This window comes from Actinomycetospora sp. 2LY8.5 (assembly GCF_057180585.1).
On sequence record NZ_JBXUHE010000045.1, the window covers coordinates 18,479 to 41,853 of the forward strand.

General features: G+C 75.3%; 23 protein-coding genes. 7 read left to right on the forward strand and 16 right to left on the reverse strand.

What is annotated here, in order from left to right:
• Positions 1 to 29: 29 nt before the first annotated feature.
• The 12 genes from ftsW to AC2A1K_RS30505 all read right to left on the reverse strand — a co-directional run bounded on the left by ftsW (position 30) and on the right by AC2A1K_RS30505 (position 14,363).
• Positions 30 to 1,361 carry a putative lipid II flippase FtsW gene (gene ftsW / locus AC2A1K_RS30450; RefSeq protein ID WP_483900098.1) on the reverse strand — a complete coding sequence of 444 codons (1,332 nt, stop codon included), beginning with the start codon at positions 1,359 to 1,361 and terminating at the stop codon, positions 30 to 32.
• Entirely contained in the window at positions 1,358 to 2,785 is a 1,428-nt protein-coding gene (murD, locus tag AC2A1K_RS30455; protein ID WP_483900099.1) for a UDP-N-acetylmuramoyl-L-alanine--D-glutamate ligase, read from the reverse strand. Before murD ends, ftsW begins: the two co-directional genes overlap by 4 nt.
• A 46-nt stretch (positions 2,786 to 2,831) precedes the next feature.
• Positions 2,832 to 3,899 (reverse strand): phospho-N-acetylmuramoyl-pentapeptide-transferase, encoded by a 1,068-nt coding sequence (gene mraY, locus AC2A1K_RS30460; RefSeq protein WP_483900100.1) that lies wholly within the window; start codon positions 3,897 to 3,899, stop codon positions 2,832 to 2,834.
• A complete protein-coding gene (locus AC2A1K_RS30465; RefSeq protein WP_483900101.1) occupies positions 3,896 to 5,380 on the reverse strand; it encodes a UDP-N-acetylmuramoyl-tripeptide--D-alanyl-D-alanine ligase in 1,485 nt (494 codons plus the stop codon). Before AC2A1K_RS30465 ends, mraY begins: the two co-directional genes overlap by 4 nt.
• Positions 5,377 to 6,870 (reverse strand): UDP-N-acetylmuramoyl-L-alanyl-D-glutamate--2,6-diaminopimelate ligase, encoded by a 1,494-nt coding sequence (locus AC2A1K_RS30470; RefSeq protein WP_483900127.1) that lies wholly within the window; start codon positions 6,868 to 6,870, stop codon positions 5,377 to 5,379. The genes AC2A1K_RS30465 and AC2A1K_RS30470 overlap by 4 nt, the downstream gene beginning before the upstream one ends.
• 198 nt (positions 6,871 to 7,068) lie before the next feature.
• Positions 7,069 to 8,985, reverse strand: a complete 1,917-nt coding sequence (locus tag AC2A1K_RS30475; protein WP_483900102.1) for a peptidoglycan D,D-transpeptidase FtsI family protein — start codon at positions 8,983 to 8,985, stop codon at positions 7,069 to 7,071.
• Positions 8,985 to 9,650 carry a cell division protein FtsL gene (gene ftsL, locus AC2A1K_RS30480; protein WP_483900103.1) on the reverse strand — a complete coding sequence of 222 codons (666 nt, stop codon included), beginning with the start codon at positions 9,648 to 9,650 and terminating at the stop codon, positions 8,985 to 8,987. The genes AC2A1K_RS30475 and ftsL overlap by 1 nt, the downstream gene beginning before the upstream one ends.
• Positions 9,647 to 10,603 carry a 16S rRNA (cytosine(1402)-N(4))-methyltransferase RsmH gene (rsmH, locus tag AC2A1K_RS30485; protein WP_483900104.1) on the reverse strand — a complete coding sequence of 319 codons (957 nt, stop codon included), beginning with the start codon at positions 10,601 to 10,603 and terminating at the stop codon, positions 9,647 to 9,649. Before rsmH ends, ftsL begins: the two co-directional genes overlap by 4 nt.
• A gap of 240 nt (positions 10,604 to 10,843) precedes the next feature.
• Positions 10,844 to 11,275 carry a division/cell wall cluster transcriptional repressor MraZ gene (mraZ, locus tag AC2A1K_RS30490; protein WP_483900105.1) on the reverse strand — a complete coding sequence of 144 codons (432 nt, stop codon included), beginning with the start codon at positions 11,273 to 11,275 and terminating at the stop codon, positions 10,844 to 10,846.
• A gap of 502 nt (positions 11,276 to 11,777) precedes the next feature.
• Positions 11,778 to 12,179: a DUF3040 domain-containing protein gene (locus AC2A1K_RS30495; RefSeq protein ID WP_483900106.1), complete on the reverse strand. Its 402-nt coding sequence runs from the start codon at positions 12,177 to 12,179 to the stop codon at positions 11,778 to 11,780.
• 127 nt (positions 12,180 to 12,306) lie between these two features.
• Entirely contained in the window at positions 12,307 to 13,614 is a 1,308-nt protein-coding gene (dinB, locus tag AC2A1K_RS30500) for a DNA polymerase IV (protein WP_483900128.1), read from the reverse strand.
• On the reverse strand, positions 13,611 to 14,363 hold the full coding sequence (locus AC2A1K_RS30505; RefSeq protein ID WP_483900107.1) for a class I SAM-dependent methyltransferase: 753 nt from the start codon (positions 14,361 to 14,363) through the stop codon (positions 13,611 to 13,613). Before AC2A1K_RS30505 ends, dinB begins: the two co-directional genes overlap by 4 nt.
• A gap of 94 nt (positions 14,364 to 14,457) precedes the next feature.
• Between AC2A1K_RS30505 and AC2A1K_RS30510 the strand changes: the two genes are divergently transcribed.
• Positions 14,458 to 15,300, forward strand: coding sequence for a ParA family protein (locus AC2A1K_RS30510; protein WP_483900108.1), 843 nt, complete (start codon positions 14,458 to 14,460; stop codon positions 15,298 to 15,300).
• Between the two features lie 14 nt (positions 15,301 to 15,314).
• On the opposite strand, the gene AC2A1K_RS30515 is transcribed toward AC2A1K_RS30510, so the two are convergent.
• Positions 15,315 to 15,881 (reverse strand): SAV_6107 family HEPN domain-containing protein, encoded by a 567-nt coding sequence (locus tag AC2A1K_RS30515; protein ID WP_483900109.1) that lies wholly within the window; start codon positions 15,879 to 15,881, stop codon positions 15,315 to 15,317.
• 32 nt (positions 15,882 to 15,913) lie between these two features.
• Entirely contained in the window at positions 15,914 to 16,207 is a 294-nt protein-coding gene (locus tag AC2A1K_RS30520; RefSeq protein WP_337702965.1) for a hypothetical protein, read from the reverse strand.
• 313 nt (positions 16,208 to 16,520) lie between these two features.
• Here AC2A1K_RS30520 and AC2A1K_RS30525 point away from each other — a divergent pair, with 313 nt between their 5' ends.
• Both AC2A1K_RS30525 and AC2A1K_RS30530 read left to right on the forward strand, forming a co-directional pair.
• Positions 16,521 to 17,141, forward strand: a complete 621-nt coding sequence (locus tag AC2A1K_RS30525) for a GNAT family N-acetyltransferase (RefSeq protein WP_483900110.1) — start codon at positions 16,521 to 16,523, stop codon at positions 17,139 to 17,141.
• Positions 17,142 to 17,176: 35 nt separating this feature from the next.
• Positions 17,177 to 17,902, forward strand: coding sequence for a DUF3153 domain-containing protein (locus AC2A1K_RS30530; protein WP_483900111.1), 726 nt, complete (start codon positions 17,177 to 17,179; stop codon positions 17,900 to 17,902).
• Between the two features lie 43 nt (positions 17,903 to 17,945).
• On the opposite strand, the gene AC2A1K_RS30535 is transcribed toward AC2A1K_RS30530, so the two are convergent.
• Positions 17,946 to 18,833, reverse strand: coding sequence for a methylenetetrahydrofolate reductase (locus tag AC2A1K_RS30535; RefSeq protein WP_483900112.1), 888 nt, complete (start codon positions 18,831 to 18,833; stop codon positions 17,946 to 17,948).
• Positions 18,834 to 18,965: 132 nt separating this feature from the next.
• Between AC2A1K_RS30535 and AC2A1K_RS30540 the strand changes: the two genes are divergently transcribed.
• Genes AC2A1K_RS30540 through AC2A1K_RS30555 form a run of 4 tightly spaced genes read left to right on the forward strand, consistent with a single transcriptional unit; the run spans position 18,966 to position 22,964 of the window.
• Complete coding sequence (locus AC2A1K_RS30540; RefSeq protein WP_483900113.1) at positions 18,966 to 20,114, forward strand: polyprenyl synthetase family protein; 1,149 nt, start codon at positions 18,966 to 18,968, stop codon at positions 20,112 to 20,114.
• Positions 20,111 to 21,613: a phytoene desaturase family protein gene (gene crtI, locus AC2A1K_RS30545; RefSeq protein WP_483900114.1), complete on the forward strand. Its 1,503-nt coding sequence runs from the start codon at positions 20,111 to 20,113 to the stop codon at positions 21,611 to 21,613. Before AC2A1K_RS30540 ends, crtI begins: the two co-directional genes overlap by 4 nt.
• Positions 21,610 to 22,596, forward strand: a complete 987-nt coding sequence (locus tag AC2A1K_RS30550; protein WP_483900115.1) for a phytoene/squalene synthase family protein — start codon at positions 21,610 to 21,612, stop codon at positions 22,594 to 22,596. Before crtI ends, AC2A1K_RS30550 begins: the two co-directional genes overlap by 4 nt.
• On the forward strand, positions 22,593 to 22,964 hold the full coding sequence (locus tag AC2A1K_RS30555; protein ID WP_483900116.1) for a hypothetical protein: 372 nt from the start codon (positions 22,593 to 22,595) through the stop codon (positions 22,962 to 22,964). Before AC2A1K_RS30550 ends, AC2A1K_RS30555 begins: the two co-directional genes overlap by 4 nt.
• On the opposite strand, the gene AC2A1K_RS30560 is transcribed toward AC2A1K_RS30555, so the two are convergent.
• Positions 22,933 to 23,295, reverse strand: coding sequence for an Rv2175c family DNA-binding protein (locus AC2A1K_RS30560; protein WP_483900117.1), 363 nt, complete (start codon positions 23,293 to 23,295; stop codon positions 22,933 to 22,935). The two genes, AC2A1K_RS30555 and AC2A1K_RS30560, sit on opposite strands and share 32 nt — an antisense overlap.
• Between the last annotated feature and the right edge of the window lie 80 nt (positions 23,296 to 23,375).

Here is a 23,375-nt window from a genome sequence, read left to right on the forward strand (position 1 = left end):
CCTATGGTCCGGATCGCCGGAGCGGCCCGTCACCGGCCCCCTCCCCGGGGTCCCGCCCGGGGCCCTTCCCGCCCTCCCGGCCGAGACGCGACCTCGGGCTCGGGCAGCCGCAGCGTGCGGGCGAGACGGCCCTGCCCGTGAGCGCGCAGCACCCGGGCGGCCTCGGGCTCGTGTCGCGCGAAGTTCGCGAGCAGGCCGCCCGAGAGCAGCGCGAGGGCGAGCGACGTGCCGCCCGAGGACACCAGCGGCAGCGGGATGCCGGTCACCGGGAGCAGACCGACGACGTAGCCGATGTTGATGCAGGCCTGCGCGGCGAGCCAGACCGTGAGCGTCGCGGCGACCACGCGGATCCACGGGTCCACGCTGCGCACGGCGATCCGCAGGCCGACGTAGGCGAGCGTCGCGAACAGCGCGATCACGGCGGCAGCGCCGACGAATCCCAGCTCCTCGCCGATGATCGCGAAGATGAAGTCGTTGTCGGCGTTGGGCAGGTAGTCCCACTTCGCGCGGCCCTGGCCGAGTCCCGCGCCGAACAGGCCGCCGTCGGCGAGCGAGTACAGGGCCTGCCGCGCCTGGTAGGCCGGGCCGAGCGGATCGGCCGCCTCCGGGTTGAGGAACGCGGTGATGCGGCTCTGCCGGTAGGTGGCGACGACCCCGAGCACCACCGAGGCCACGACGCCGCTCGACACGATGAACGCCATCAGCCCCAGCGGCGCGCACGCGAACCACAGCAGCGCGAACACGATGATCATCAGCGACACCGTGGTGCCCAGGTCGGGCTGGGCGAGCACCAGGCCGAGCACCCCCAGCGAGACGGGCAGCAGCGGCATCAGCGCGGCGCGCCAGGTCCGCGGGTGGGGGCGGTGGCGCACCAGGACGTGCGCGCCCCACAGCGCGAGCGCGATCTTCGTCAGCTCGGAGGGCTGCAGCGACAGCCCGGCGACGCGGAACCAGCTGCGTGACCCGTTGACCACCGCCCCCAGCCCCGGGACGAGCACGAGCACCAGCAGGACCAGGCAGCCGGCGAGCAGCCAGGGGCTCGCCGCCCGCAGCTGGCGCGGCGGCACGCGCAGACCCAGCCAGAACAGGGCGACCCCGATCAGCGCGAACACGGCCTGGCGGAAGAACACCCCGTACGACGACCCGCCCGCCGCGTAGGACGACACCGCCGACGCCGAGAGCACCATCACCAGCCCGAGCGCGGTGAGCAGCCCGAACACCGCGAGCACGAGGTGCAGCGACGTCAGCGGGCGTTCGAGCCACTGGTGCAGCGCCGTGCGGGCGGCGGCGAGGACGCCGGGGCGGGACGGGCCCCGCCCCGCACGACCCGACCGGCCCGGCCCGCGGGCCGGCGCGCTCACGAGCTCGACGAGGTCTCGACGTCGGGGCTGGCCGCGCTGTGCGCGCCCGCCCCACCGGCGACGGTGCGCGCCGCGGCGGCGAACGCGTCGCCGCGGGCGGCGTAGTCGCGGAACATGTCCATCGACGCCGCTGCCGGGGCGAGCAGCACCGTGTCGCCGGGCCGCGCCAGGGTCGCGGCGGCCCGCGCCGCAGCCAGCATGCCGTGCTCGGGTTCGCTCACGGGCCCATCGTCACCCCCGCCCACGTCCACGACGGGGACCTCGGGGGCGTGTCGCGCGAGCGCGGCGGCCACGTCCGCGCGATCACGGCCGAGCACGACGGCCCCGGCGAGCCGCGCGCGGTGGGCCACGACGACGTCGGTGACGTCGGCGCCCTTGAGCAGCCCGCCCGCCACCCAGACCACGCTCGGATGCGCGGCCAGCGAGGCCGCGGCGGCGTGCGGGTTGGTGGCCTTCGAGTCGTCGACCCAGCGAACCCCGCCGGCCTCGGCCACGACGGCCCCGCGATGCGGGCCCGGCGCGACCGCGCGCAGCCCGGCGGCGACGGCCTCCGGGGACACGCCGTGCGCCCGGGCGAGGGCGGCGGCGGCGAGCGCGTTGGCCTCCCCGGGCGGGCCGGGCGGGGCGATGTCGGCGACGGCCGCGAGCCGGACGCGGTCGCCGAAGGCCCGGTCCACCAGGTACCCGTCCGCGATCCCCAGCTCGCCCGGCGCCGGCTCGCCGCGGGTGAAGCCGACGTGGCGCGGCGCGGGCGCGGCGGCGAGCAGCGCCGCCGCCTCGCGGTCGTCGAGCGCCGCGACGGCGACCTCCCCGCGCAGCACCTTGGCCTTCGCCGCGCCGTAGGCGGCCATCGAGCCGTGCCAGTCGAGGTGGTCCTCGGCGAGGTTGAGCACCGTTCCGGCGAACGGGCGCACCGACGGCGACCACTCGAGCTGGAAGCTGGAGAGCTCGACGGCGAGCACCCGGTGCCCGGCACGCAGCGCGTCGACGACGGGCAGCCCGATGTTGCCGCAGGCGACGGTGTCCTCCCCCGCCGCGCGCAGGATCGCCTCGAGCATCGTCGTCGTGGTCGTCTTGCCGTTGGTGCCGGTGACGGCGAGCCAGCGCGGCGGCCCGTCCGGGCACACCGCCAGGTCGTCGCCCAGCCACCAGGCCAGCTCGGGCTCGCCGACCATCGGCACCGACGCGGCCCGTGCGGCCACCGCCAGCGGGGAGTCGAGGCGGAAGCCGGGGCTCGTCACCACGAGGTCGGGACGATCGGAGCCGTCCGGCAGCCCCGCGAGGTCCTGCGTGCGGGCCACGGGACGGTCGCCCAGCGCGTCGAGCTGGGCCGGGTCGCCGTCGGCGACGGTCACGGTCGCGCCGAGGTGCAGCAGGACGTCGACGACCGAGACCCCGGTCCGCCGCGCCCCGGCGACCACCACGTGCCGGCCCGGCCAGTTCGTGCTCCCCCTCCTGCTTCGCGGCCGGCTAGCCACCCGAGGCCGCCAGCCATTCGCTGTAGAACAGGCCCAGCCCCAGCGCGCAGCAGATCGCCGCGAGCAGCCAGAACCGGATGATGACCGTGGTCTCCGCCCAGCCCGCAAGCTCGAAGTGGTGGTGGAAGGGCGCCATCCGGAACGGGCGGCGGCGCGTCGTACGGAAGACCGCGACCTGGATGACCACCGAGAGCGCCTCGACCACGAACACGCCGCCGAGCACGACCAGGAGCAGCTCGGTGCGCGTGACCATGGCCAGCCCGGCGAAGAGCCCGCCGAGCGCCAGCGAGCCGGTGTCGCCCATGAAGATCCGTGCGGGCGCGGCGTTCCACCACAGGAAGCCGATGCACGCGCCCATCGCCGCGGCCGCGACGAGGGTGATGTCGAGGGGGTCGCGGACCTGGTAGCAGCCCGCCTCGATCTGCACGCCGCACGCGTTGCGGAACTGCCAGAACGACACGATCAGATAGGTCGCCAGGACCATCGCCGACGTGCCCGCGGCGAGGCCGTCGAGCCCGTCGGTCAGGTTCACCGCGTTCGAGGCCGCCGTGACGATCAGGTAGCAGAACAGCACGAACCCGACCGCGCCGAAGCCGACGACCGCGATGTCGCGCACGAACGAGAGGTTCGTGGAGACGGGTCTCAGGCCCTGTTCGTCGGGGAACTGCAGGGCCAGCACCGCGAACACCACCGCGCTGACGAACTGGCCGACCAGCTTGGCGGTCTTGTTCAGGCCCAGGTTGCGCTGGCGCCGGATCTTGATGAAGTCGTCGAGGAACCCGACGACCCCCAGCGCCGTCATCAGCATCAGCACCAGCAGCGCCGACGCCGAGATCGCCACGTCGACCGCGAGATGAGCGACGAGGTAGCCGATCCACACCGCCGCGAGGATCGCGACGCCACCCATGGTCGGCGTGCCCCGCTTGCCGCGATGGCTCTGCGGGCCCTCCTCGCGGATCTCCTGCCCGAACCCCTGCTTGATGAACAGGCGGATCACGTACGGGGTCAGGAGGATCGACACGGCCAGCGCGACCCCCGCCGCCACCAGCACGCCCCTCATGGAGCTCCTCCCCGTTCGATGGTCCGGCTCCGCTCCGCTGCGCGTGCGGTGGTCAGTGCCTCGGCCACCGTCTCCAGCCCCGCGGACCGCGACGCCTTGATCAGCACGACGTCGCCCGGGGAGACGTCCGCGCTCACCAGGGCGGCGGCCGCGGCGGCGTCGGGCACCAGGCGGGAGTCGACTCCTCCCGACGCCGCTGCCTCGTGGAGCGGCCGGGCGCCGTCACCCACAACGATCAAGCGCTCCACTCCGGTACGGGCGACCTCGCGACCGATCTCGGTGTGGGCGCGCGGGGCGTCGTCACCGAGCTCGGCCATCACCCCGAGCACCGCGGTGTGGCGCCCGCCCATCGCCCCGAGCGTCGCGAGCGCGGCCCGCATCGACTCGGGGTTCGCGTTGTAGGCGTCGTTGAGCACCCGCACGCCGTCGGGGCGTTCGGTGAGCTCCATGCGCCACCGCGAGCGCGCCGCCGCCGCGCCGAGGCGCTCGGCGATCGCGTCGACGCCCAGGCCCGCCTCGAGGGCGACCGCGGTGGCGGCGAGGGCGTTGTCGACGTGGTGGGCGCCGTGCAGCCCCAGGCGCACCAGGGCCTCGCCGGCCGGGGTGACCAGACGGAACGCGGCGCGCCCGGCCTCGTCGACCGTCACGTCCACCGCGCGCACCGTCGCCTCGGGCGCCCGCCCGGCGTGCACCACCCGCGCGGCGGTGCGGCGCGCCATGGCGGCGACCACCGGGTCGTCGGCGCCGAGGACGGCGACCCCGTCGGCGGGCAGCGCCTCCACCAGCTCGCCCTTGGCCTGCGCGATCGCCTCGCGCGACCCGAACTCGCCCAGGTGCGCCGACCCGACGTTGAGCACGACACCGAGGCGCGGCGGCGCGACGCGGCACAGGGCGGCAACGTGCCCGGGCCCGCGCGCGGAGAGCTCGAGGACGAGGTGGCGGGTCGAGGGCGTGGCGCGCAGCGCGGTCCAGGGGTGGCCGAGCTCGTTGTTGAACGACCCGGGCGGGGCGACGGTCTCGCCGGCCCCCTCGAGGAGGTGCGCGGTGAGGTCCTTCGTCGACGTCTTGCCCGACGACCCGGTGATCCCGACGACGAGCAGGCCGTCGGCGGTGAGGACGTCGACCACGTGGCGCGCGAGCGCGGCGAGGCCGGCGAGGACACCGGCTCCGGCGCCGTCGGTGTCGGCGGCCAGGACGTAGGACGACGACACCTGCCGGATCGGCGGCACGATCACGGTGGGTACCCCGCCCTCGCCGTCCACCTCCCGGGCGGCGAGGACGCCGGCCGCACCGTTCGCCAGGGCGGCGTCGACGAAGTCGTGGCCGTCGACCCGCTCGCCGGGCAGCGCGACGAACAGCCCGCCGGCCGTGACCGCGCGGCTGTCGAACTCGACGGAGCCGGTGACCCGCTCTTCCCCGGTGGCGGCGTGCAGCCGCCCACCGGTGGCGCGGGCGACGTCGGCGAGGGTCAGCTCGATCACGGGCGACCGCCTCGCACGATGGCTCGCTCCAGCTCGTCGGCGTCGGAGAACGGGAACTTCTCGTCGCCCACCTGTTGGCCGGTCTCGTGGCCCTTGCCCGCCACGACGACCACGTCGCCCGGGCGCGCGTCGGCGACGGCGGCGGCGATCGCCTCGCGGCGGTCGCCGATCTCGTCGACGACGGCGCCGTCGACGGCGCGCGCGCCGGCGAGCACCTCGGCGCGGATGGCGGCCGGGTCCTCGGAGCGCGGGTTGTCGTCGGTGACCCAGAGGTGGTCGGAGAGCCGGGCGCCGAGCCGGCCCATCACGGGACGCTTGGCGCGGTCACGGTCGCCGCCGCAGCCGAGCACGGTGAGCAGGCGCCCGCCCGAGTCCGCTGCGCCGGCGCGCAGGGTCTCGAGCAGCGCCTCGACCGCCCCCGGCTTGTGGGCGTAGTCGACGACCGCGAGGAACGGCTGCCCCGCCTCGACCCGCTGCATCCGGCCCGGCACCCGGACCTGCGCGAGCCCGCCGGCGAGCACGGCCGGGTCGTGGCCGCTGGCCGCGCCACAGGCCAGCGCGAGCAGGGCGTTGGTGACGTTGAAGGCGCCGGGCAGCCGCACGGCCACCGGCAGCACGAGCCCCTCGGGGCCGTGCACGGTGAAGCGCTGGGTGCCGTCGGGCAGGGCGACGACGTCCTCGGCGCGCCAGTCGGCGTCGGGCGAGCCGACCGTCACGGTCGCCTCGCGGACGAGACGACGGCCCCACGGGGAGTCGACGCAGACCACCTCGGCCCGCGAGCGCCCGTCGAACAGCCGCGCCTTGGCCGCGAAGTAGTCCTCCATGTCGGTGTGGAAGTCGAGGTGCTCGGCGGACAGGTTGGTGAAGGCGCCGACCGCGAAGCCGGTGCCGGCGACCCGCCCCAGCGCGAGGGCGTGGCTCGAGACCTCCATCGCCACGTGCGTCGCGCCGTCGTCGGCCATCCGCGCGAGCAGGGCCTGCAGGTCGGGCGCCTCGGGGGTGGTGAACCCGCTGGGCAACCGCTCGCCGCCCAGGCGCGTCTCGACGGTGCCGATGAGCCCCGTCGTCGCGCCGGCCGCCGCGAGCGCCGCCTCGAGCAGGTAGACGGTGGTCGTCTTGCCGCTGGTGCCGGTCACGCCGAGGACGTCGAGGCGCGTCGAGGGGTCGCCGTAGACCAGGGCGGACGCCGGGCCGACCGCGGCGCGCGGGTCGGCGTGGACCAGGACGGGGACGTTCCCGTCGCGCAGGGCCGCGCGCTGGGCACCGGCCGCGTCGGTGAGCACCGCCGCCGCGCCGCGATCGAGGGCCTGGCCCGCGAAGTCCGCGCCGTGCGCCCGGGCGCCGGGCAGCGCCGCGAACAGGTCGCCGGGCCGGACCTCGTGCGCCCGCAACGTGGCCCCGGTGACGCGCGCGGCGTCGTCGCCGACGATCTCCACCGGCCCGTCCTCGGGGCGGGTGGAGCGGATGCGCTCGGCCACGGCAGTGATCATCACGGGCTCCGTCCGACGAGGCCGCAACGGGTCCGCGTCGGTCTGGTCGGGGGCGCCGCCGGCGTCGCCGTCACCGACCCGCCTCCGGGCGGGGCCGGCGGCGTCGTCGAAGGTCCTCGGCGGTGCGGCGGACACGATGGCGCAGGCTACTCACCGTCTCCGGGGCCTCCGTGAAGGCCCTGCGGCCGGTGCGGTCTGCTACGGCAGGGTCAGCGGCACCTCGCGCGGCGGGGCGGTCGACGCCGGCACCGCCCCGTGCTGCGCGAGGTACGCGCCGATGTCGTGGAACAACGGCGCCGCGGAGTCGCCGCCCGGCGGGCGGTCGAGCATCAGCGCGACGACGTAGCGCGGGTCCTGCGCCGGGAACATGCCGGCGAAGGTGATCCAGTAGTTCGACTGCGAGTAGCAGCCGCAGCCCGGGTCGACCTGCTGGGCGGTCCCGGTCTTCCCCGCCACCGGGTAGCCCGGCATCGCCGCCGCCGGGCCGGTGCCCCGGTTGCCCCCGGTGCCGTCCTGGGTCACCGACTGCAGCATGTCGCGCATCGTGCGGGCCGTCTCCGGGCTCATCGCGCGCACGCCCTCGGGCGCCGCCGACGGGATGCGCACGCCGTCCCCGCCGACCTCGGCTTCGACCACCCGTGGCGGCACGCGGACGCCGTCGTTGGCGACCGCCTGGTACATGCTCGCCATCTGCAGGGTCGTCATGGACAGACCCTGGCCGATCGGCAGGTTGCCGAACGTGCTGCCCGACCAGTCCTCGCGGGCCGGCACCGACCCGGGGCTCTCGCCCGGCAGCTCGATCCCGGTGCGCTGGCCGATCCCGAGCGCCCGCAGCATCACGTTGAACCGGTCCGGGCCGAGGCGCTGCGCGGTCATCAGCGTGCCGACGTTCGACGAGCGGCCGAGCACCCCGTTGAGCGTCAGGTTGATCGTCCCGTGGGACCAGGCGTCGCTGATCGTCCGGTCGGCGACGCGGATGCTGCCCGGGACCTGCAGGACGTCCTCGGGGCGAGCCACGCCGTTCTCGATCGCCGCCGCCATCGTCACGAGCTTGTTGACCGAGCCCGGCTCGAACGGCGACGTGACCGAGGGGTTGCTCAGCTGCGCGCCCGCCGCGCCGGGCGCCGCGGGATTGAACCCGCCCGAGTTCGCCATCGAGAGCACCTGGCCGGTGTGGGCGTCGAGGACCACCGCGCTGCCGCTGCGGGCCCCGACCTTGGCCGTGTAGTCGCGCAGGCGCTGCTCGACGGCGTACTGCAGATCGGTGTCGAGGGTGAGGACGACGTCACGGCCGGCCTGCGCGGGCTGCTCGGCGCGGGTGGTGCCGGGGATGACGGCATCGCTGCCCTCGGCGGTGTCGACGACCCGGAACCCGTCGGTGCCCGCGAGCGTGGTGTCGAGCGCGCTCTCCAGCCCGATCGAGCCGCGGATCTTCTGGCGGTCCATGTTCCAGGACGCGCTGCCGACCACGGTCGAGGCGACATCACCCGCCGGGTACTGGCGCGACTCGCGGTCCTCCTCGGCGATCTCCGGGAACGCCTCGCGCACCTGCCGCGCCGCCCCCGGGTCGACCAGCGGGGCGAGCACGACGTAGCTGCGGTCCGAGGTCAGCGACGCGAAGATCGGGCCCGGGTCGAGACCGAGGATGCGGCCCATGCCGACGGCGATCGCCGACTTGCGCTGGTCCGGGGTCGGCGAGCCCGGCTGGGAGCGGACGGCCGGGTCGTTCCAGTCGTTCGTGATCCGCCGCGGGTTGGCGACGAGTGCCTTCGCCTCGACGCTGAACGCCAGCGGGGTGCCGTAGCGGTCGAGGATCGCGCCGCGCTCGGCCGGCACGTTGAGGCGCGTGGTGCGCTGCTGCGCGGCGTCCGCCGACAGCTCGCTCGCCCGGATGCCCTGGACCTCGACCAGCTTCAGCGTGCACAGCAGCAGCACGGCCACCAGCAGCACCCGGCCGACACGCAGCCGGCGCCGCGGGTCCGGCGGGCGGGCGGACGGCCGGCGGGCGGGGCGGCGGGGCGGCGGGGGCGGCGGCGAGGGCCGGCGGCCGCTCGGGGCACGACCTCCCGGGCCGCGGGCCGGCGGGCGGCTCAGGGTCGGCGCGCTGCGCGCCATCACCGACCGGCCTGCGGGTCGTCCCGGGAGTCGTCGTTCTGGCTCGGCACCGCGGTGAGGTGGTCCTCGGCCGCCGCGGCGCCGGCGGGCGCCGGGGCCGGCCGGCCGTCGGTGGCGGCCTGCGCACCGGTGGACTGGCCGGGGTTCGCGGGGTCGGCCGGGTTCGCGGGGCCGGCCGGGCTCGCGGGGCCGGCGGGCGCGGCCGGCGGGGCCGCTGCTTGGGCGGGCTTCGGGTCGCCGACGACCTGGGACGAGCCGTCCGGGGCGACCAGCAGCACCGCGGGCTCGCCGGCAGGCACCATGCCCTGCGCGCGGGCCGCGGCGGCCAGCGCGGGCGCCGACTGGGCGGCGGCGACGTCGCGGTGCAGGCGCTCGGTCTGCTCGGACAGATCCCGGGCGACCTGGCGGGACTCGTCGAGGCGGTAGGAGTCGGCGGCCGCCGCCGTGGAGAGCCACAGCGTCGCCACCAGGCCGCCCGTGAGCAGCACCATGATCAGGAGGACGAAGGGCGCGGTGCCCCCGGAGCGCGAGTCCGCCGTCGCCGGGGCCCTGGTGGCCGGGCGCGTCGACCTCCTCGTCGTGCTGTCACGGCGCGGGTCGGTCCGCGGGCGCGTCGTGCCCGTGCCCGTGCCCGTGCGGGGCTCGGCCAGGGTCGCGGTGCTCATGCTGCGGCCTCCCGCACTCGCTCTGCGGCACGCAGCCGCACCGACGCCGCTCGGGGGTTGGCGGCGATCTCGTCGTCGTCGGCCTTCTCGGCGCCGCGGGTGAGCAGGCGCAGGTCGGGCTCGTCCTCCGGGCGCACCACCGGCATGTCCGGGGGTGCCTTCGAGCGGGTGTGCTCGGCGAGCACCCGCTTGACGATGCGGTCCTCCAGGGACTGGTAGGACATGACGACCACCCGGCCGCCGACCGCGAGCGCGTCCACGGCCGCCGGGACGGCGGTCGCGACGGCGTCGAGCTCGCCGTTGACCTCCACCCGCAGCGCCTGGAACGTGCGCTTCGCGGGATGGCCGCCCGTGCGCCGGGCGGCGGCCGGGATCGCGTCCTCGAGGAGGGCGACGAGCTCCGCGCTGGTCCGCAACGGAGCCCGCCGCCGGGCACGCACGACGGCCTCGACGATGCGTCGGGCCGCATGCTCCTCGCCGTAGTCGTGGAGCACCCGGATCAGGTCGCCGGGTGCGTAGGTGTTGAGGACGTCCGCGGCGGTCGGACCGGTCGAAGAGTCCATCCGCATGTCCAGCGGCGCGTCGCGGGCGTAGGAGAAGCCGCGCTCGTCCTCGTCGAGCTGCATGGAGGAGACACCGAGGTCGAACAGCACGCCCTGCACCGTGTGGTAGCCGAGGTCGTTGAGCACCTCGGGCAGCGCGTCGAACACGGCGTGCACGAGGTGCGTGCGCTCGGCGTAACCGGAGAGTCGTTCGGACGCGAGCCGCAACGCCGAACGGTCGCGGTCAACACCTACAAGAGTGAGTCTCGAGTGCCGAGAAAGGAGCGCGGCGGAGTGGCCGCCCGCCCCCAGGGTGGCGTCAACGAGCACGGCGTCACGATCGGCGAGGGCGGGGTCGAAGAGGGCGACGATGCGGTCGAGCAGGACGGGGACGTGACGCTGCCGGTCCACGGGATCCGACCCCGGGGGCCCTGAAGGACCCGCCCCGTGCTCGTCCACCGAACGCCCTCCGCCGACTCGTCGCCACTCGCTCCGGGGTCCGATGTCGTCACGTCCCGGTCCGCAGATCGACGGACCTGGCGCCGGGGAAGGTGCGCCAGGGCCGTCGCCCTGCGGGCCGGGGCCTCACGGCACCGGACCGTGCGCCCCGCTCGGGCGCCGCCTGTTCGCTTGTCGTCGGTGCGGTCGGCGTCAGAAGACGCCCGGCAGCACTTCCTGCTGGGCCTGGGCGTAGCCGGCCTCGTGCTCGTCCTGGTACCGGGCCCAGGCGGCGCTGTCCCAGATCTCGAGGCGGTTGACCGCACCGATCACGGTGCAGTCCCGCTCGAGCCCGGCGTAGCGACGCAGCTCGGCCGCGATCGGGATGCGGCCCTGGGAGTCGGGACGCTGCTCGTCGGTGCCGGCGAACAGGTAGCGCTGGTACGCGCGCACCCGCTCGTCGGTGAACGGCGCCTCGGCCACCTTGCGGGCCATCTGCTCGAACTCGTCACGGGGGAACACGTAGAGGCAGTGGTCCTGGCCCTTCGTGATCATCAACCCCCCTGCGAGCTCGTCACGGAACTTCGCGGGCAGCGTCAGCCTGCCCTTGTCGTCCAATCTCGGGGTGTGGGTGCCGAGGAACACGGCGCCCACCTCCCCTGTGCGGCCCCATTCGCCCCACTGCGCACCACCATACCCCACCTAGCCCCACAACCAAACCCTCCTGCGGGCGTGGTGATCCCCGATCGAGCGAGTTCTGCCTGGTCAGCGACGGTGGGGAGTGGTGGGGGAACTGCGCGTGACCCTGACGGCTCCGGCCACTGGAGGTCGACCCGACACGCCGGTCGCGGCGTCCCTCCCCGCTCCCCGAGCAGGGCGAACACGCCGTGGGGGTGGAGTGGGGAGTGCTGTGGGGGGTGGAGTGGGAGGTCGCGGCTCCCGTGGTGGGGCGACGTGGGGGCCGGGGTGGAGCGAGGTGGGGCTCGGGGTGGAGCGAGGTGGGGGCTCGGCGGAGCGAACGGGGACTTCGGGCGCGTAGAAGCAGCGAACACCACGTTCGCTGCGAAACCCCGGGCGCCGGGCGAAACGACGACGCGCCGCCGACCCGAAGGTCGGCGGCGCGTCGGAGGACGTGCGGGTGGGGCGGCTATTCCTGCTCGAAGCGGCGGCGGAAACGCTCTTCCATGCGCGAGGTGAAGCGGCTGCGCTCCTTCTCGCCGGTGGCGCCGGATGCGGCGGCCTCACCCTCGGCGGCCGCCTCCTTCTTGCGGGCGCCGAACGAGGTGATCGCGAGGACGGCGCCGCCGAACATGGCGAGGAAGCCGACGACGCTGACGATGATCCCCACCGTCGAGGTACTGAACAAGACGACGCCGAGCACCAGCATCACGACGCCGATCACGAAGAGCGCGACGCCCTGGATGCGCCGGCGACGCGACGGGCGTCGGAGCTTGCCTCCCCGAACCGTGGACGCGAACTTCGGGTCCTCGTCGTAGAGAGCGCGCTCGATCTGCTCGAGCAGACGCTGCTCGTGCTCGGAGAGCGGCATGATTCTCCTCCGGCACCGGAATGGAAATTCGCCCGACCCGTCAAGGTCTGGCGGGCATCGTCCTGATGACCCAGCACCATCCTACGAGTCCGTCGGCAGTCCGACTACCCGGACCGGCGTGTTGCCGTCACTGATCATCCGTTCGGCGCCGGAGCGATGTCGCAGGGAAGGTACGCGGATGCGGTCGGTGACCGGTCCGCCCCGGGTCCCCGGCCTCCACCGGTGATCGCGCGCGCTCCGGGTCCGGATCGCCGAGCAGGCTCGCCGGGCGGATGGCTGCGACGCCGAACCGGGAACGCGCCTGGTCAGCGGCCCGCTCCGCGTCGGACCACCCGTGCTCGGGCTCACCGAGGACGATCTGTTCGGGCGCGCGGTCGGCCGGGACGAGGCCCTCGCCACGCACACCGAGCAGCCGGACCGGCCCGATCTCCCCGAGCGCGTCGAGGAGCTCGACCGCGGTGGCGTGGAGGTCGCGGGCGAGATCGGTGGGCGCCGGGAGCGTCCGTGCGCGTGTGACCGTGGTGAAATCGTCGAAGCGGACCTTGAGCGCGACGGTCCGCGCCCGCATCCCACGCTGCCGCAGCATCCGGGCGGCGCGGTCGGCGAGGCGCAGGAGCTCGCGGCGCCGGAGCGCGGGAGCGACGAGGTCGTGGGCGAAGGTCTCCTCGGCGCCGGCGGACTTCTCGCGGCCCTGCGGGTCGACGCGCCGCTCGTCGATCCCGTGCGCGAGGGAGATCAGGTGCGCGGCGTGCGCCTCCCCGACCGCGCGCCGCATGGTCGTGGGCCCGGCGGCGGCGACGTCGGCGACGGTGGCGATGCCGTGCCGGCCGAGCACCTCCTCGGTCTTCGCGCCGACACCCCACAGCGCGCCCACCGGCAGCGGGTCGAGGAAGGCGCGCACGCCGTCGGCCGGCACCAGGTGCACCCCGTCGGGCTTCGCGACGCGGGACGCGAGCTTGGCGACGAACATCGTCGACGCGACGCCGACCGAGCACGTGATCCCCTGGCTCGCGGCCACCTCGTCACGGATCGCCGCCGCGACGCCCAGCGGGGTGGTCCCGAGCCGGCGCAGCGCCCCCGAGACGTCGAGGAACGCCTCGTCGAGGCTCAGCGGCTGCACCAGCGGCGTGACCTCGCGGAACACCGCCATGACTCCCCGGGACACCTCGGCGTACGCGGTGAAGTCCGGCGGCAGGAACACGGCCTGCGGGCAGAGCCGGTGCGCGCGGGCCGACGGCATCGCCGAGCGGACCCCGTAGGCACGGGCCTCGTAGCTCGCCGAGAGCACCACGCCCCGCTCGGGCCCTCCCCCGACGACGACCGGACGGCCCTTCAGCTCCGGCCGCGAACGGATCTCCACGGCCGCGTAGAAGGCGTCCATGTCGACATGCAGGACGCCGCAACCGGCGTCGCGGCCAGCAGGTGCGCCGTTCAGCCCGGCCGCCGGGCGAGGACGTGCAGGCGCGCGGCCATGTCGCGCAGCGGCGGCGTGCCCGCGGCGATGTCCTCGAGCTCGGCGAGCGGATCCGACGAGCCTCCCCCGGACTCGAGCACACCGTCGGGCACGAGGTCGGCGAGCACCCGGTGGCCCTGCACCCGTTCGACAGCCAGCTGCCCGCCGGCCTCGACCAGCGTGCGGATCTCCTCGACGTCCATGCGCCGGCGCAGCGGGTCACCCGGGCCCCAGCGCCCCGTCGGGTCGACGAGCACCTGGCGCGCCTCGACCAGCCGCCCCGCGACGACCCGCGAGAGCACGGCGGCGAAGCGTCCGGCGACGAGCAGCGAGACCGCGCCGCCGGGGGCGGCGGCGCCCGCGAGCGCCCGGCACGCCTCGGCGGGGTCGTCGACGTACTCGAGCAGTCCGTGGCCGAGTACGAGATCGGCTTCGGTGGCGCCGACCGCGTCGGCGAGGGCGTCCACATCGCCCTGGACGGCGCGTACCCCCGCCGCGACTCCGGCCTCGCGGGCGCGGCTCTGGAGGACGGCGAGGGCGTTGGCGCTGGAGTCGACCACGGTGACCTCGCAGCCGTCCGCGGCCAGCGGCACCGCCCAGGTGCCGCTGCCCCCGCCGACGTCGAGCACGCGCGGCGCGGCGCCGTCGCGCCGGGAGCGTGCCGCGGTGAGCTCGACGCGCAGAGTGCGCGCGACGACGTCGACCGGGACGAACGACGCGGCACGTGTCACCGCGCCACCGTAGAACGTGGGGCGGGTGCTCGGCGCCACCAGTATCGACGGTCCGGCTCCGGCAGGCTCCGCGTCCGGCCGGTAGGTTCACCGCGTGCACGTCACGGCGGTGCTGAGCCTCAAGGGCGGTGTCGGCAAGACGACCGTCGTCCTGGGCCTGGCCGGAGCAGCGCTCCGGGCCGGTCTGCGCACCCTGGTGGTCGACCTCGATCCCCAGGGCAACGCGACGACGGCGCTGGAACCCGAACCGGCCGAGACCACGATCGCGCACGCCATGGAACGTCCGTCGGCGGGTGTGCTGGCGACGTCGATCTCCCCGAGCGCCTGGGGCGAGGACGTCGACGTCCTGGTCGGGTCCGAGGACGTCGAGCGCCACAACCACCCCGACCCGGGCTCCGACCGGCTCGGGCGGCTCGCGCAGCTGCTCGCCGCCCTGCCCCGCGACGGCCACGACGCCACCGCGACGGGGATCGCGGCGTACGACCTCGTGCTCATCGACTGTCCGCCCTCGCTGGGCCAGCTGACCCGGTCCGCGCTGGTCGCCGTCGACCGGGCAGTGCTGGTGACCGAGCCGACGATCTTCGCCGTGTCGGGCGTGCAGCGCGCCTTCGAGGCCGTGCAGGCCGAGCGCGAGCACAACCCGGACCTCCAGCCGCTGGGCGTGCTGGTGAACAAGTACCGCTCGCGGTCGTCCGAGCACGAGTTCCGCGTCGCCGAGCTGCGGGAGCTGTTCGGCCCGCTGGTGCTCTCCGGCGCGCTGCCCGACCGCAGCGCCGTCCAACAGGCCCAGGGCGCCGGCGTGCCCATCCAGCGCTGGGACACCCCGGGCGCCCGGGAGATCTCGAGCCAGTTCGACTCGCTGCTCGGCCGGATCGTCCGGTCGCGCTCGGGACGACGTACGGGGCGTGCCCGCGCCCGCCGCGGCCCCGAGCCCTGACGAGCACGGACCCCTCAGCGCCCCCGGCCCGCCACCGTGCGGGTGACGAGGGCGAGGAACAGGTCGGCCTGACGCACCATGTCGTCGGCGTCACGCTGTGACACGCGTCCCCGCACGCCCGCCTCCACCGCCGAGCGCGTGGCCGAGTGGGCCGCGAAGAACGCCGCCCACTCGCCGTACTCGGGGGCCACGGAGGCGAGCAGGGTCCAGGCGTCGGTGGGCCGCGACGCGCGCTTGGAGCGGGCCCGCAGGGCGAGGACGGCCGCGGCCGCGCGCAGCGCCCCGAGGTGGGCCGAGCAGAACCGGTCGGCGGGATCGTCCGCCGCCTGGGCGGCCCGCAGCTCGTCCTGTGCCGCGCCCAGCAGCTGCACCACCGTGCGCGAGGGCGGCGGTGACGGCGGGGCGGTGGGCACGGCGGACCCGGCGGACCGGCCGGTGGCCCCGCGCGTGGCGGAGCGCGCCGGACGGCCCTCGCGTCCCGAGGCGGGGGACGGGAGGGCGGCCGGGTGGGTGAGCGAAGCGTCGTGCCGGTCGTCGGGCGTGGTGTCGAACAGTCCGGGCATCGCGAGTGCGCTGGTCATGATCGGTCTCCTCCGAGGCGGGCGAGCAGGGGTCAGGCACCGGCCCAGCGCAGGTCCCACACGCCGGGCCCGGAGCGCATGCGCAACACGAACTCACCGGGCGGCAGATGGGGCTCGTCGGACCGGCAGGCGAGCACCCGCCAGCACCGGCACCGGTCGCCGCCGACGGGCATGGCCGACAGGAACGGCCACCGCGACTCCTCGATCCAGCGTTCGCGCACCTCCGTGACCAGGTAGTGACTGTCGCGCCGGTTCGGGCGGCGATGGAACTCGACGGGGTCGCCGTCCGCGCAGCGGACCTGGACCGGCGAGGGACTGCGAACCACGATGCGTCCTCCACGGCGGCTCTGTGCTCCTCGGCCCGTGGCTCGGGCCGAGTGGGTGCCTGCCACCGTGGGGAGCCGGCGGCACTCCCGGGCGGCGGGGCGCTTCCCCCGCCCCGCCGCCCGAGCTGTCGAACATGTGTTCGATGTCGACCAGTGAACCCGCTCGGTCCGGCGCCGTCAAGTCGCCCCGAGGGGGTGTCGAGAACGCCTCGGAAGCGTCCGCCACCGGACGACGGACGGGTGGACCGCGCGCTGCGCCGTGGTGAGATGACGGGGTGTCGCACCCCGCCTCCGCTGGTCCGGGAGCCGGCCGGTGACCGCCGCCCCCGCCCGCGCGTCCGTCGTCGACCTGACACCCGACGATCTCGCGGCGCGGCTGGACGAGGCGCTCACCGTCTACGTCCGCGCGATGGGCTACCCGCCCGGCACCGTGCGCCAGCGCCGCCCGATGTGGATCGAGCACTCCCGCCGCACGGGCTGGCACGCCGCGGCCGCGATCGGGCCCGACCGCTCGCTGTGGGGCATCGCGTACGGCTATCCCGGCGCCCGCGGTCAGTGGTGGTACGAGGAGGTGCGCCGCGGCCTGCTGGCCTCCGGGGCCGCGGGCCGCGAGCTGGCCGAGACCGTCCTCGGCGACTACTTCGAGCTCACCGAGCTGCACGTGCGCCCCGACGTCCAGGGCGGCGGGATCGGCGAGGCGCTGGCCCGCCGGCTGCTCGCCCACCCCCTCGACCGGCACGTGCTGCTCTCGACCCCGGAGGCCGACAACCCGACCCGGGCGTGGTCGCTCTACCGACGCCTCGGCTTCCACGACGTGCTGCGCCACCACCGCTTCACCAGCGACCCCCGCCCGTTCGCCGTGCTCGGGCGCCCGCTGCCGCTCGACCCGACGCAGACCTCGAGCACGCCGGGCGCCACCCCGGGCCCAGCCTGAGAGGGACCGTCGGGGTCGCCTGGCACCATGCGCGGGTGCCCGACACCGCTCCCGCCCCGACCGCCGGACCCGAGACGACGTCCGTGCCACCCCGGGGCCGCCCGCGTCGCACGCTGGTCCTGCTCGCCGTGCTCCTCGCGCTGGTCGGTGTCCTGGGTGCCGGGTGCGTGCGGGTACGCGCCGGCATGGCCGTCTCCCCCGACGACCGGGTCTCCGGTGTCGTCGACATCGCGACACCGGACGGGTCACCGGACGGGTCGGGCCCGCCGCTGCAGGTGCCCGACGAGCTCAGCGGCGACGTGTCGGTGGAGCGCTACGAGCAGGACGGTTACATCGGCTCCCGGCTGCGCTTCGACGACCTGACGTTCGAGGACGTCACGCGGGTCCTGCCGGCCGTCAGCCCGTCGACGGGCCAGGCGATCCGCGTGCAGATGCGCCGTTCCGGCGACCGCGTCGTCGTCACCGGGCAGGTCGACCTGACGCGGGTGTCGCCGGAGAGCTCCGACGTCCAGCTCAAGATCGCCTTCCCTGGGGAGATCCGCCAGACCGACGGCACGGCCGCGAACGGCGTCATCAGCTGGACGTTCCAGCCCGGCACCGTCACCGACGTCAACGCGGTGGTCGACTACCCGGACCCGAGCGCGCCGTCCTGGATCCTCTGGGCGCTCCTGCTGCTCGCGGTCGTCGCGGTCGCCGTCGCGATCGTGGTGGTGCTGGCGATGTCGTCGCGCACCCAGGTACACACCCGCGCACGCCGCTGACCCCGCCCGGACGGCGTCCGGACGGGGTCGGCCGACAGGGGCGTCAGGCGCCGGGTCGCGCCGCGATGCCGAGACGCTCGACCACGTCCACCACGGCCGGCGAGCGGTTCATGCTGATGTAGTGGATGTTGGTGACGCCCTCGTCGAACATCCGCTGCGAGAGCTCGACGCACAGGTCGATCCCGGCGTCGCGGTAGCCCGCCTTGTCGTCCACCAGCGGGTCGAGCCGCTCGGACATGGCCGTGGGCAGCGGCGCACCCGCGAAGTCCGCGCCGCGCTCGGCCGACTTCGGTGTCGTGACCGGCATGAGACCCGGCATGATCGGGATCTCGCAGCCGGCGGCGGCGATCCGGTCACGCATCCGCAGGAACTGGTCGGCGTCATAGAACATCTGGGTGATGGCGAACTCGGCACCCGCCTTCACCTTCTGGATGAAGAAGCGCGTGTCGGAATCCTCGTCGACCGACCGCGGGTGCAGGTACGGGAAGGCCGCGACGCCGCAGCAGAAGTCCCCGAGGCGGCGCACCATGTGCACCAGCTCCTCGGTGTAGCTCAGGCCCGCCGGGTGCGGCACCCAGTCGGCGTCCTTGTCCCCGGGGGGATCACCCCGGATCGCGAGCACGTTGCGGATCCCGGCCGCGGCGTAGGAGCCGATCACCTGACGGAGGTCGTCGAGGGAGGCGTCCACGGCCGTGAGGTGGGCCATGGCGGTCAGCGTGGTGTCGGTGGCGATGCGCCCGGTGGTCCGCACGGTGCGGTCGCGGCTGGAACCGCCCGCGCCGTAGGTGACCGACACGAAGGCCGGGTCCAGGGGCTCGAGGTCACGGATGGTCCGCCAGAGGGTCGCCTCGCCCTCGTCGTCCTTGGGCGGGAAGAACTCCGCCGAGAACGTCGGCACCCCGCGCTGGATGCGCTCCGTCACAGTAGCCATCCGTCGACCCTACGGTGACAGGCCGTTCGCACGGAGGACGGTTGTGACCGGGACCGCCCGATCAGCCGGTTCCACCGGACGCCCCTACGCTCGTTCCCATCCACGGCGGACGTCCGGAGGGGAAGAGCGCGTATGACGGTGGGCGGGGCCTCGACGACGGTCGGGAACGGGCCTGCGGACCCCTTCGACACCGACGGCCGGTACGACCTCGACACCCTCGAACGCGACCTGCCCACGGCCGTCACCGCCGAGCTCGCCGACTATCTCGCCGGTCGCCGCCGGGACACCGTCGACGTGGGCGAGGAGTTCGCGGAGGCCACCGACGACCTGGCGCGCTTCGTCCTCGCGGGGGGCAAGCGCCTGCGCCCGACGTTCGCCTGGTGGGGCTGGCGCGCCGCCGGGGGTCTCGACGACCCGGGCACCGTGCTGCGGGCCGTGAGTGCCCTGGAGCTGATCCAGGGCTGCGCGCTCGTCCACGACGACCTCATCGACGACTCCGACACCCGCCGCGGCGAGCCGACCGTCCACGCGCGCTGGGCGTCCCGGCACGCCGGCGCCGGCTGGACCGGGGACCCGACGCGGTTCGGCGCCGCGGTGGCCATCCTGCTCGGCGACCTGGCGCTGGCCTGGGCCGACGACATGCTGCACGACGCCGGTCTCGGCCCCGCGGCGATCGCGCGCGCCCGCCCGGTGTGGCAGGCCATGCGCACCGAGGTGCTCGGCGGTCAGTTCCTCGACGTCCGCGGGCACGCCACGTCGGACTCGAGCCCCGAGACCGCTCTGCGCATCAGCCGCTACAAGACCGCGGCCTACACCGTCGAGCGGCCGCTGCACCTCGGGGCGGCGATCGCCGGCGCCGACGACGCGACGGTGCGTGCCCTGCGCCACTACGGTCGCGACCTCGGCGTCGCCTTCCAGCTGCGCGACGACCTGCTCGGCGTGTTCGGCGACCCGGCCGTCACCGGCAAGCCCGCGGGCGACGACCTCCGCGAGGGCAAGCTCACCCTGCTCGTCGCCCTGAGCCGCCAGCACACCGACCGCGCGACGGCCGCCGCCGTCGAGCGGACCCTCGGCAAGCTCGACCTCGACGCCGACGACGTCGCCGCCGCCCGCGAGGCGCTGCAGACCCTCGGGGTCGTCGACGACGTCGAGCGGCGCATCGCCGACCTCACCGCGTCGGCGCTCGACGCCGTCCGGGACACCGATGCGCCGGCCCTCGCCGCGCCCGCCGCGGACCGGCTCGCCGACCTGGCCGTGGCCGCGACCCGGCGTGCGCGGTGAGCACCCGCACCGTCCGGTCCCCCACCGACCACGTCGTCGTCGTGGGCGCAGGCCTCGCCGGCCTGGCGACCGCCCTGCATCTGCTCGGCGCGGGACGGCGGGTCACCGTCGTCGAGCGCGACCCGACGCCGGGCGGCCGCGCCGGACGGCTCGATCTGCCGTCCGACGGGTCGAGCTTCCGCCTCGACACCGGTCCGACGGTCATCACGATGCCGGAGCTGATCGAGGAGGCCCTGGGCGCGGTCGGCGAGAAGCTCGGCGACCGGCTCGAGCTCGTCGACCTGCACCCCGCCTACCACGCGCGGTTCGCCGACGGGTCGGCGATCGACGTGCACACCGAGCCGGGCGCCATGGAGCAGGAGATCCGCGAGAAGGTCTCCGCCGCCGACGCCGAGGGCTACCGCCGGCTGCGCGCCTGGCTCACCGAGCTCTACCGCGTACAGATGGCGACGTTCATCGACGCCAACTTCGACACCCCGCTCGACGTGCTCTCCCCCGAGCTCGCCCGCCTCGGCGCGATGGGTGGCTTCGGGCGGCTCGGCCCACGGATCGGGGCGTTCCTCGCCGACGAGCGGCTGCGGCGCATCTTCTCCTTCCAGGCGCTCTACGCCGGTGTCCCGCCCGCCCGCGCGCTCGCCGCGTACGCCGTGATCGCCTACATGGACACGATCGCGGGCGTCTCGTTCCCCCGGGGCGGGGTGCGCGCGCTGCCGCAGGCCCTCGCCGACACGGCCGCCGACGCGGGCGCCGAGTTCCGCTACGGCACGACGGTGACCGGCCTCGAGCGCTCCGCGGGCCGGGCGCGCGCGGTACGCACGGTCCCCACCGGCGATCCGGGCGCCGACGGCGACCGGCTCGCCGCCGACGCCGTCGTCCTGACCTGCGACCTCCCCGTCGCCTACGGCCTTCTCGGGCGCACCCCGCGACGGCCGGTGCCGGTGCGCTGGTCGCCGTCGGCGTACGTGTGGCACGCGGGCGTGCCCGCCGGGACCGGGCTGGGCCACCACACCATCTCGTTCGGCGAAGCGTGGGCGGGCACGTTCGACGAGATCATCACCGAGGGGCGGCTGATGTCCGACCCGTCGCTGCTGGTCACGCACCCGACGGCCACCGATCCCTTGCTCGCGCCCGACGGCCACGAGCTGATCAGCGTCCTCGCGCCGGCGCCGAACACCGACCGGGCGCCGGTGGACTGGGGCCGGATCGGGCCGCGCTACCGCGACGAGCTGCGTGCCGTGCTGGCCGGGCGCGGGATCACCTTCGGCGAGCCGGTCGCCGAGCACGTCATCACCCCCGACGACTGGTCACGGCTCGGCCTCGCCGCCGGCACCCCGTTCTCCGCCGCGCACACGTTCGCCCAGACCGGTCCCTTCCGCCCCGGCAACCTCGTCCGCGGCGAGGGCAACGTCGTGCTCGCGGGCTGCGGCACGACGCCGGGTGTCGGGGTCCCGACCGTGCTCGTGTCCGGGAAGCTGGCCGCCGCGCGGATCACCGGATGACCACCGAACTGGACGCGGCCGGCGTCACCGATCCGGCCCTGCGCGCCGCCTACACGCGGTGCCGTGCCCTCAACGCCGCGCACGGACGCACGTACTTCCTGGCCACGCGCCTGCTCGCCCCCGCGCAGCGGCCCGCGATCCACGCGCTGTACGGGTTCGCCCGGATGGCCGATGACGTCGTCGACGACCCCGACGCCGACGCCTCACCGGCCGCCGTCGCCGCACGGCTGGACGAGGTCCGGGCCCGCATGCGCCGCGGGCTCGCGGGCACCGACCCGCGCGAGCTGGTGGCCGAGGGCGAGCCGGTGGTCGCGGCGCTGGCGGACACCGTCGCCCGCTACGGCATCGACCACCGCCACCTCGAGGACTTCATGGACTCGATGGCCATGGACCTCACCGTCACCGACTACCCGACGTTCGACGACCTCGCCCGCTACGTGCACGGCTCGGCCGCGGTGATCGGGCTGCAGGTGCTGCCGGTGCTCGGCACGGTCGTGCCCCGCGAGGAGGCCGCGCCGTACGCCGCCGACCTCGGCGTGGCCTTCCAGGTCACGAACTTCCTGCGCGACGTCGGCGAGGACCTCGACCGCGGCCGCGTCTACCTCCCCCGCGACGAGCTCGCCGCGTTCGGCGTCGACCGCGAGCTGCTCGAGCACGGCCGGGCGAGCGGGCGCACCGACCCACGGGTGCGCCGGGCGCTGGCCCATCTCGTCGCGCGGACCCGTGCGGTGTACCGGCGCGCCGAGCGCGGCATCGCCCTGCTCCATCCGGTGTCGCGGCCCTGCGTCCGCACCGCTCGCCTGCTGTACGGCGGCATCCTCGACGAGATCGTCGGCGCCGACTACGACGTGCTCGGCCGCCGCGTCACGGTGGGGAACCGGAGGCGGGCGGCGGTCGCCCTGCCACGGCTCGCCCACGCCGTCGGCACCCGGTGGCGGCACCCGGTGGCGGCACCGTGCGGCGACCTGGGCGTGACGCCATGAGCGAGCTCGTCCTCGCCTTCGACGCAGCGTGCACCCGCTGCAGGGCGGTGGCCACCACCGTCGCCACCGCCGTCGGTCCCGACCTCGACGTCCTCCCGCTGACCGACTACCGCGTGACCCTGTGGCGGGCGGAGGTCGGCCTCGAGCGCGACCTGCCCACGCTCATCGAGATCACCGAGACCGACGGCGACGACCGCGTCCGGGCATGGACCGGGCCCGCGCTGGCGCCCGCGCTCGTCCGGCGGCTCGGCGCGCGGCGCACCGCCCGGGTCCTGGCGGCCCTGCGGGTCCACGGCGTCCTGGGGGACGTGACCCGGGGTGTGCTCGGAGGCCCCCTCAGAAAGCCATCGCCTGAGCGCGGCGCTTGACCTCGCGCCCGCGGTCGGAGCGCAGGGCGTCGATCGGCATGCCCGGCAGGGACTCGTCGTCGGCGAAGAGCCAGCGCAGGATCTCCCCGTCGGCGTAGCCCCCGTCGCGGAGCACCTGGATGGTGCCGGGCAGGCCCTTGACCACCCCGTCCGCGGTGAGGAACGCGGCGGGCACCACCCACCGGTCGTCCTCCCGGACCCCCAGCAGCTGGCCCTGCTTGATCATCTGACTGACTCGGGTGCGTGGCACACCGAGACGCTCGGCGACCTGGGCGAGCGTCTCGACCTCGATGTCATGTCCCACGATGGCGGCGACGGCGGACTCGGACACGCGGTCACCATGCCAGAGGAGAGGCGCTTTCGGAGCCCGCACGCGCCCGGGAGAGGGAGCGTGCGAGCTCGGCGCGGAGA

Coding starts and splice junctions, on each gene's coding strand:
- mraY (WP_483900100.1), bottom strand. CDS start 3,899: ATGAGGGGCGTGCTGGTGGCGGCGGGGGTCGCGCTGGCCGTGTCGATC.
- AC2A1K_RS30470 (WP_483900127.1), bottom strand. CDS start 6,870: ATGATCACTGCCGTGGCCGAGCGCATCCGCTCCACCCGCCCCGAGGAC.
- AC2A1K_RS30475 (WP_483900102.1), bottom strand. CDS start 8,985: ATGGCGCGCAGCGCGCCGACCCTGAGCCGCCCGCCGGCCCGCGGCCCG.
- ftsL (WP_483900103.1), bottom strand. CDS start 9,650: ATGAGCACCGCGACCCTGGCCGAGCCCCGCACGGGCACGGGCACGGGC.
- AC2A1K_RS30495 (WP_483900106.1), bottom strand. CDS start 12,179: ATGCCGCTCTCCGAGCACGAGCAGCGTCTGCTCGAGCAGATCGAGCGC.
- AC2A1K_RS30515 (WP_483900109.1), bottom strand. CDS start 15,881: ATGACCAGCGCACTCGCGATGCCCGGACTGTTCGACACCACGCCCGAC.
- AC2A1K_RS30535 (WP_483900112.1), bottom strand. CDS start 18,833: ATGGCTACTGTGACGGAGCGCATCCAGCGCGGGGTGCCGACGTTCTCG.
- AC2A1K_RS30540 (WP_483900113.1), top strand. CDS start 18,966: ATGACGGTGGGCGGGGCCTCGACGACGGTCGGGAACGGGCCTGCGGAC.
- AC2A1K_RS30550 (WP_483900115.1), top strand. CDS start 21,610: ATGACCACCGAACTGGACGCGGCCGGCGTCACCGATCCGGCCCTGCGC.
- AC2A1K_RS30555 (WP_483900116.1), top strand. CDS start 22,593: ATGAGCGAGCTCGTCCTCGCCTTCGACGCAGCGTGCACCCGCTGCAGG.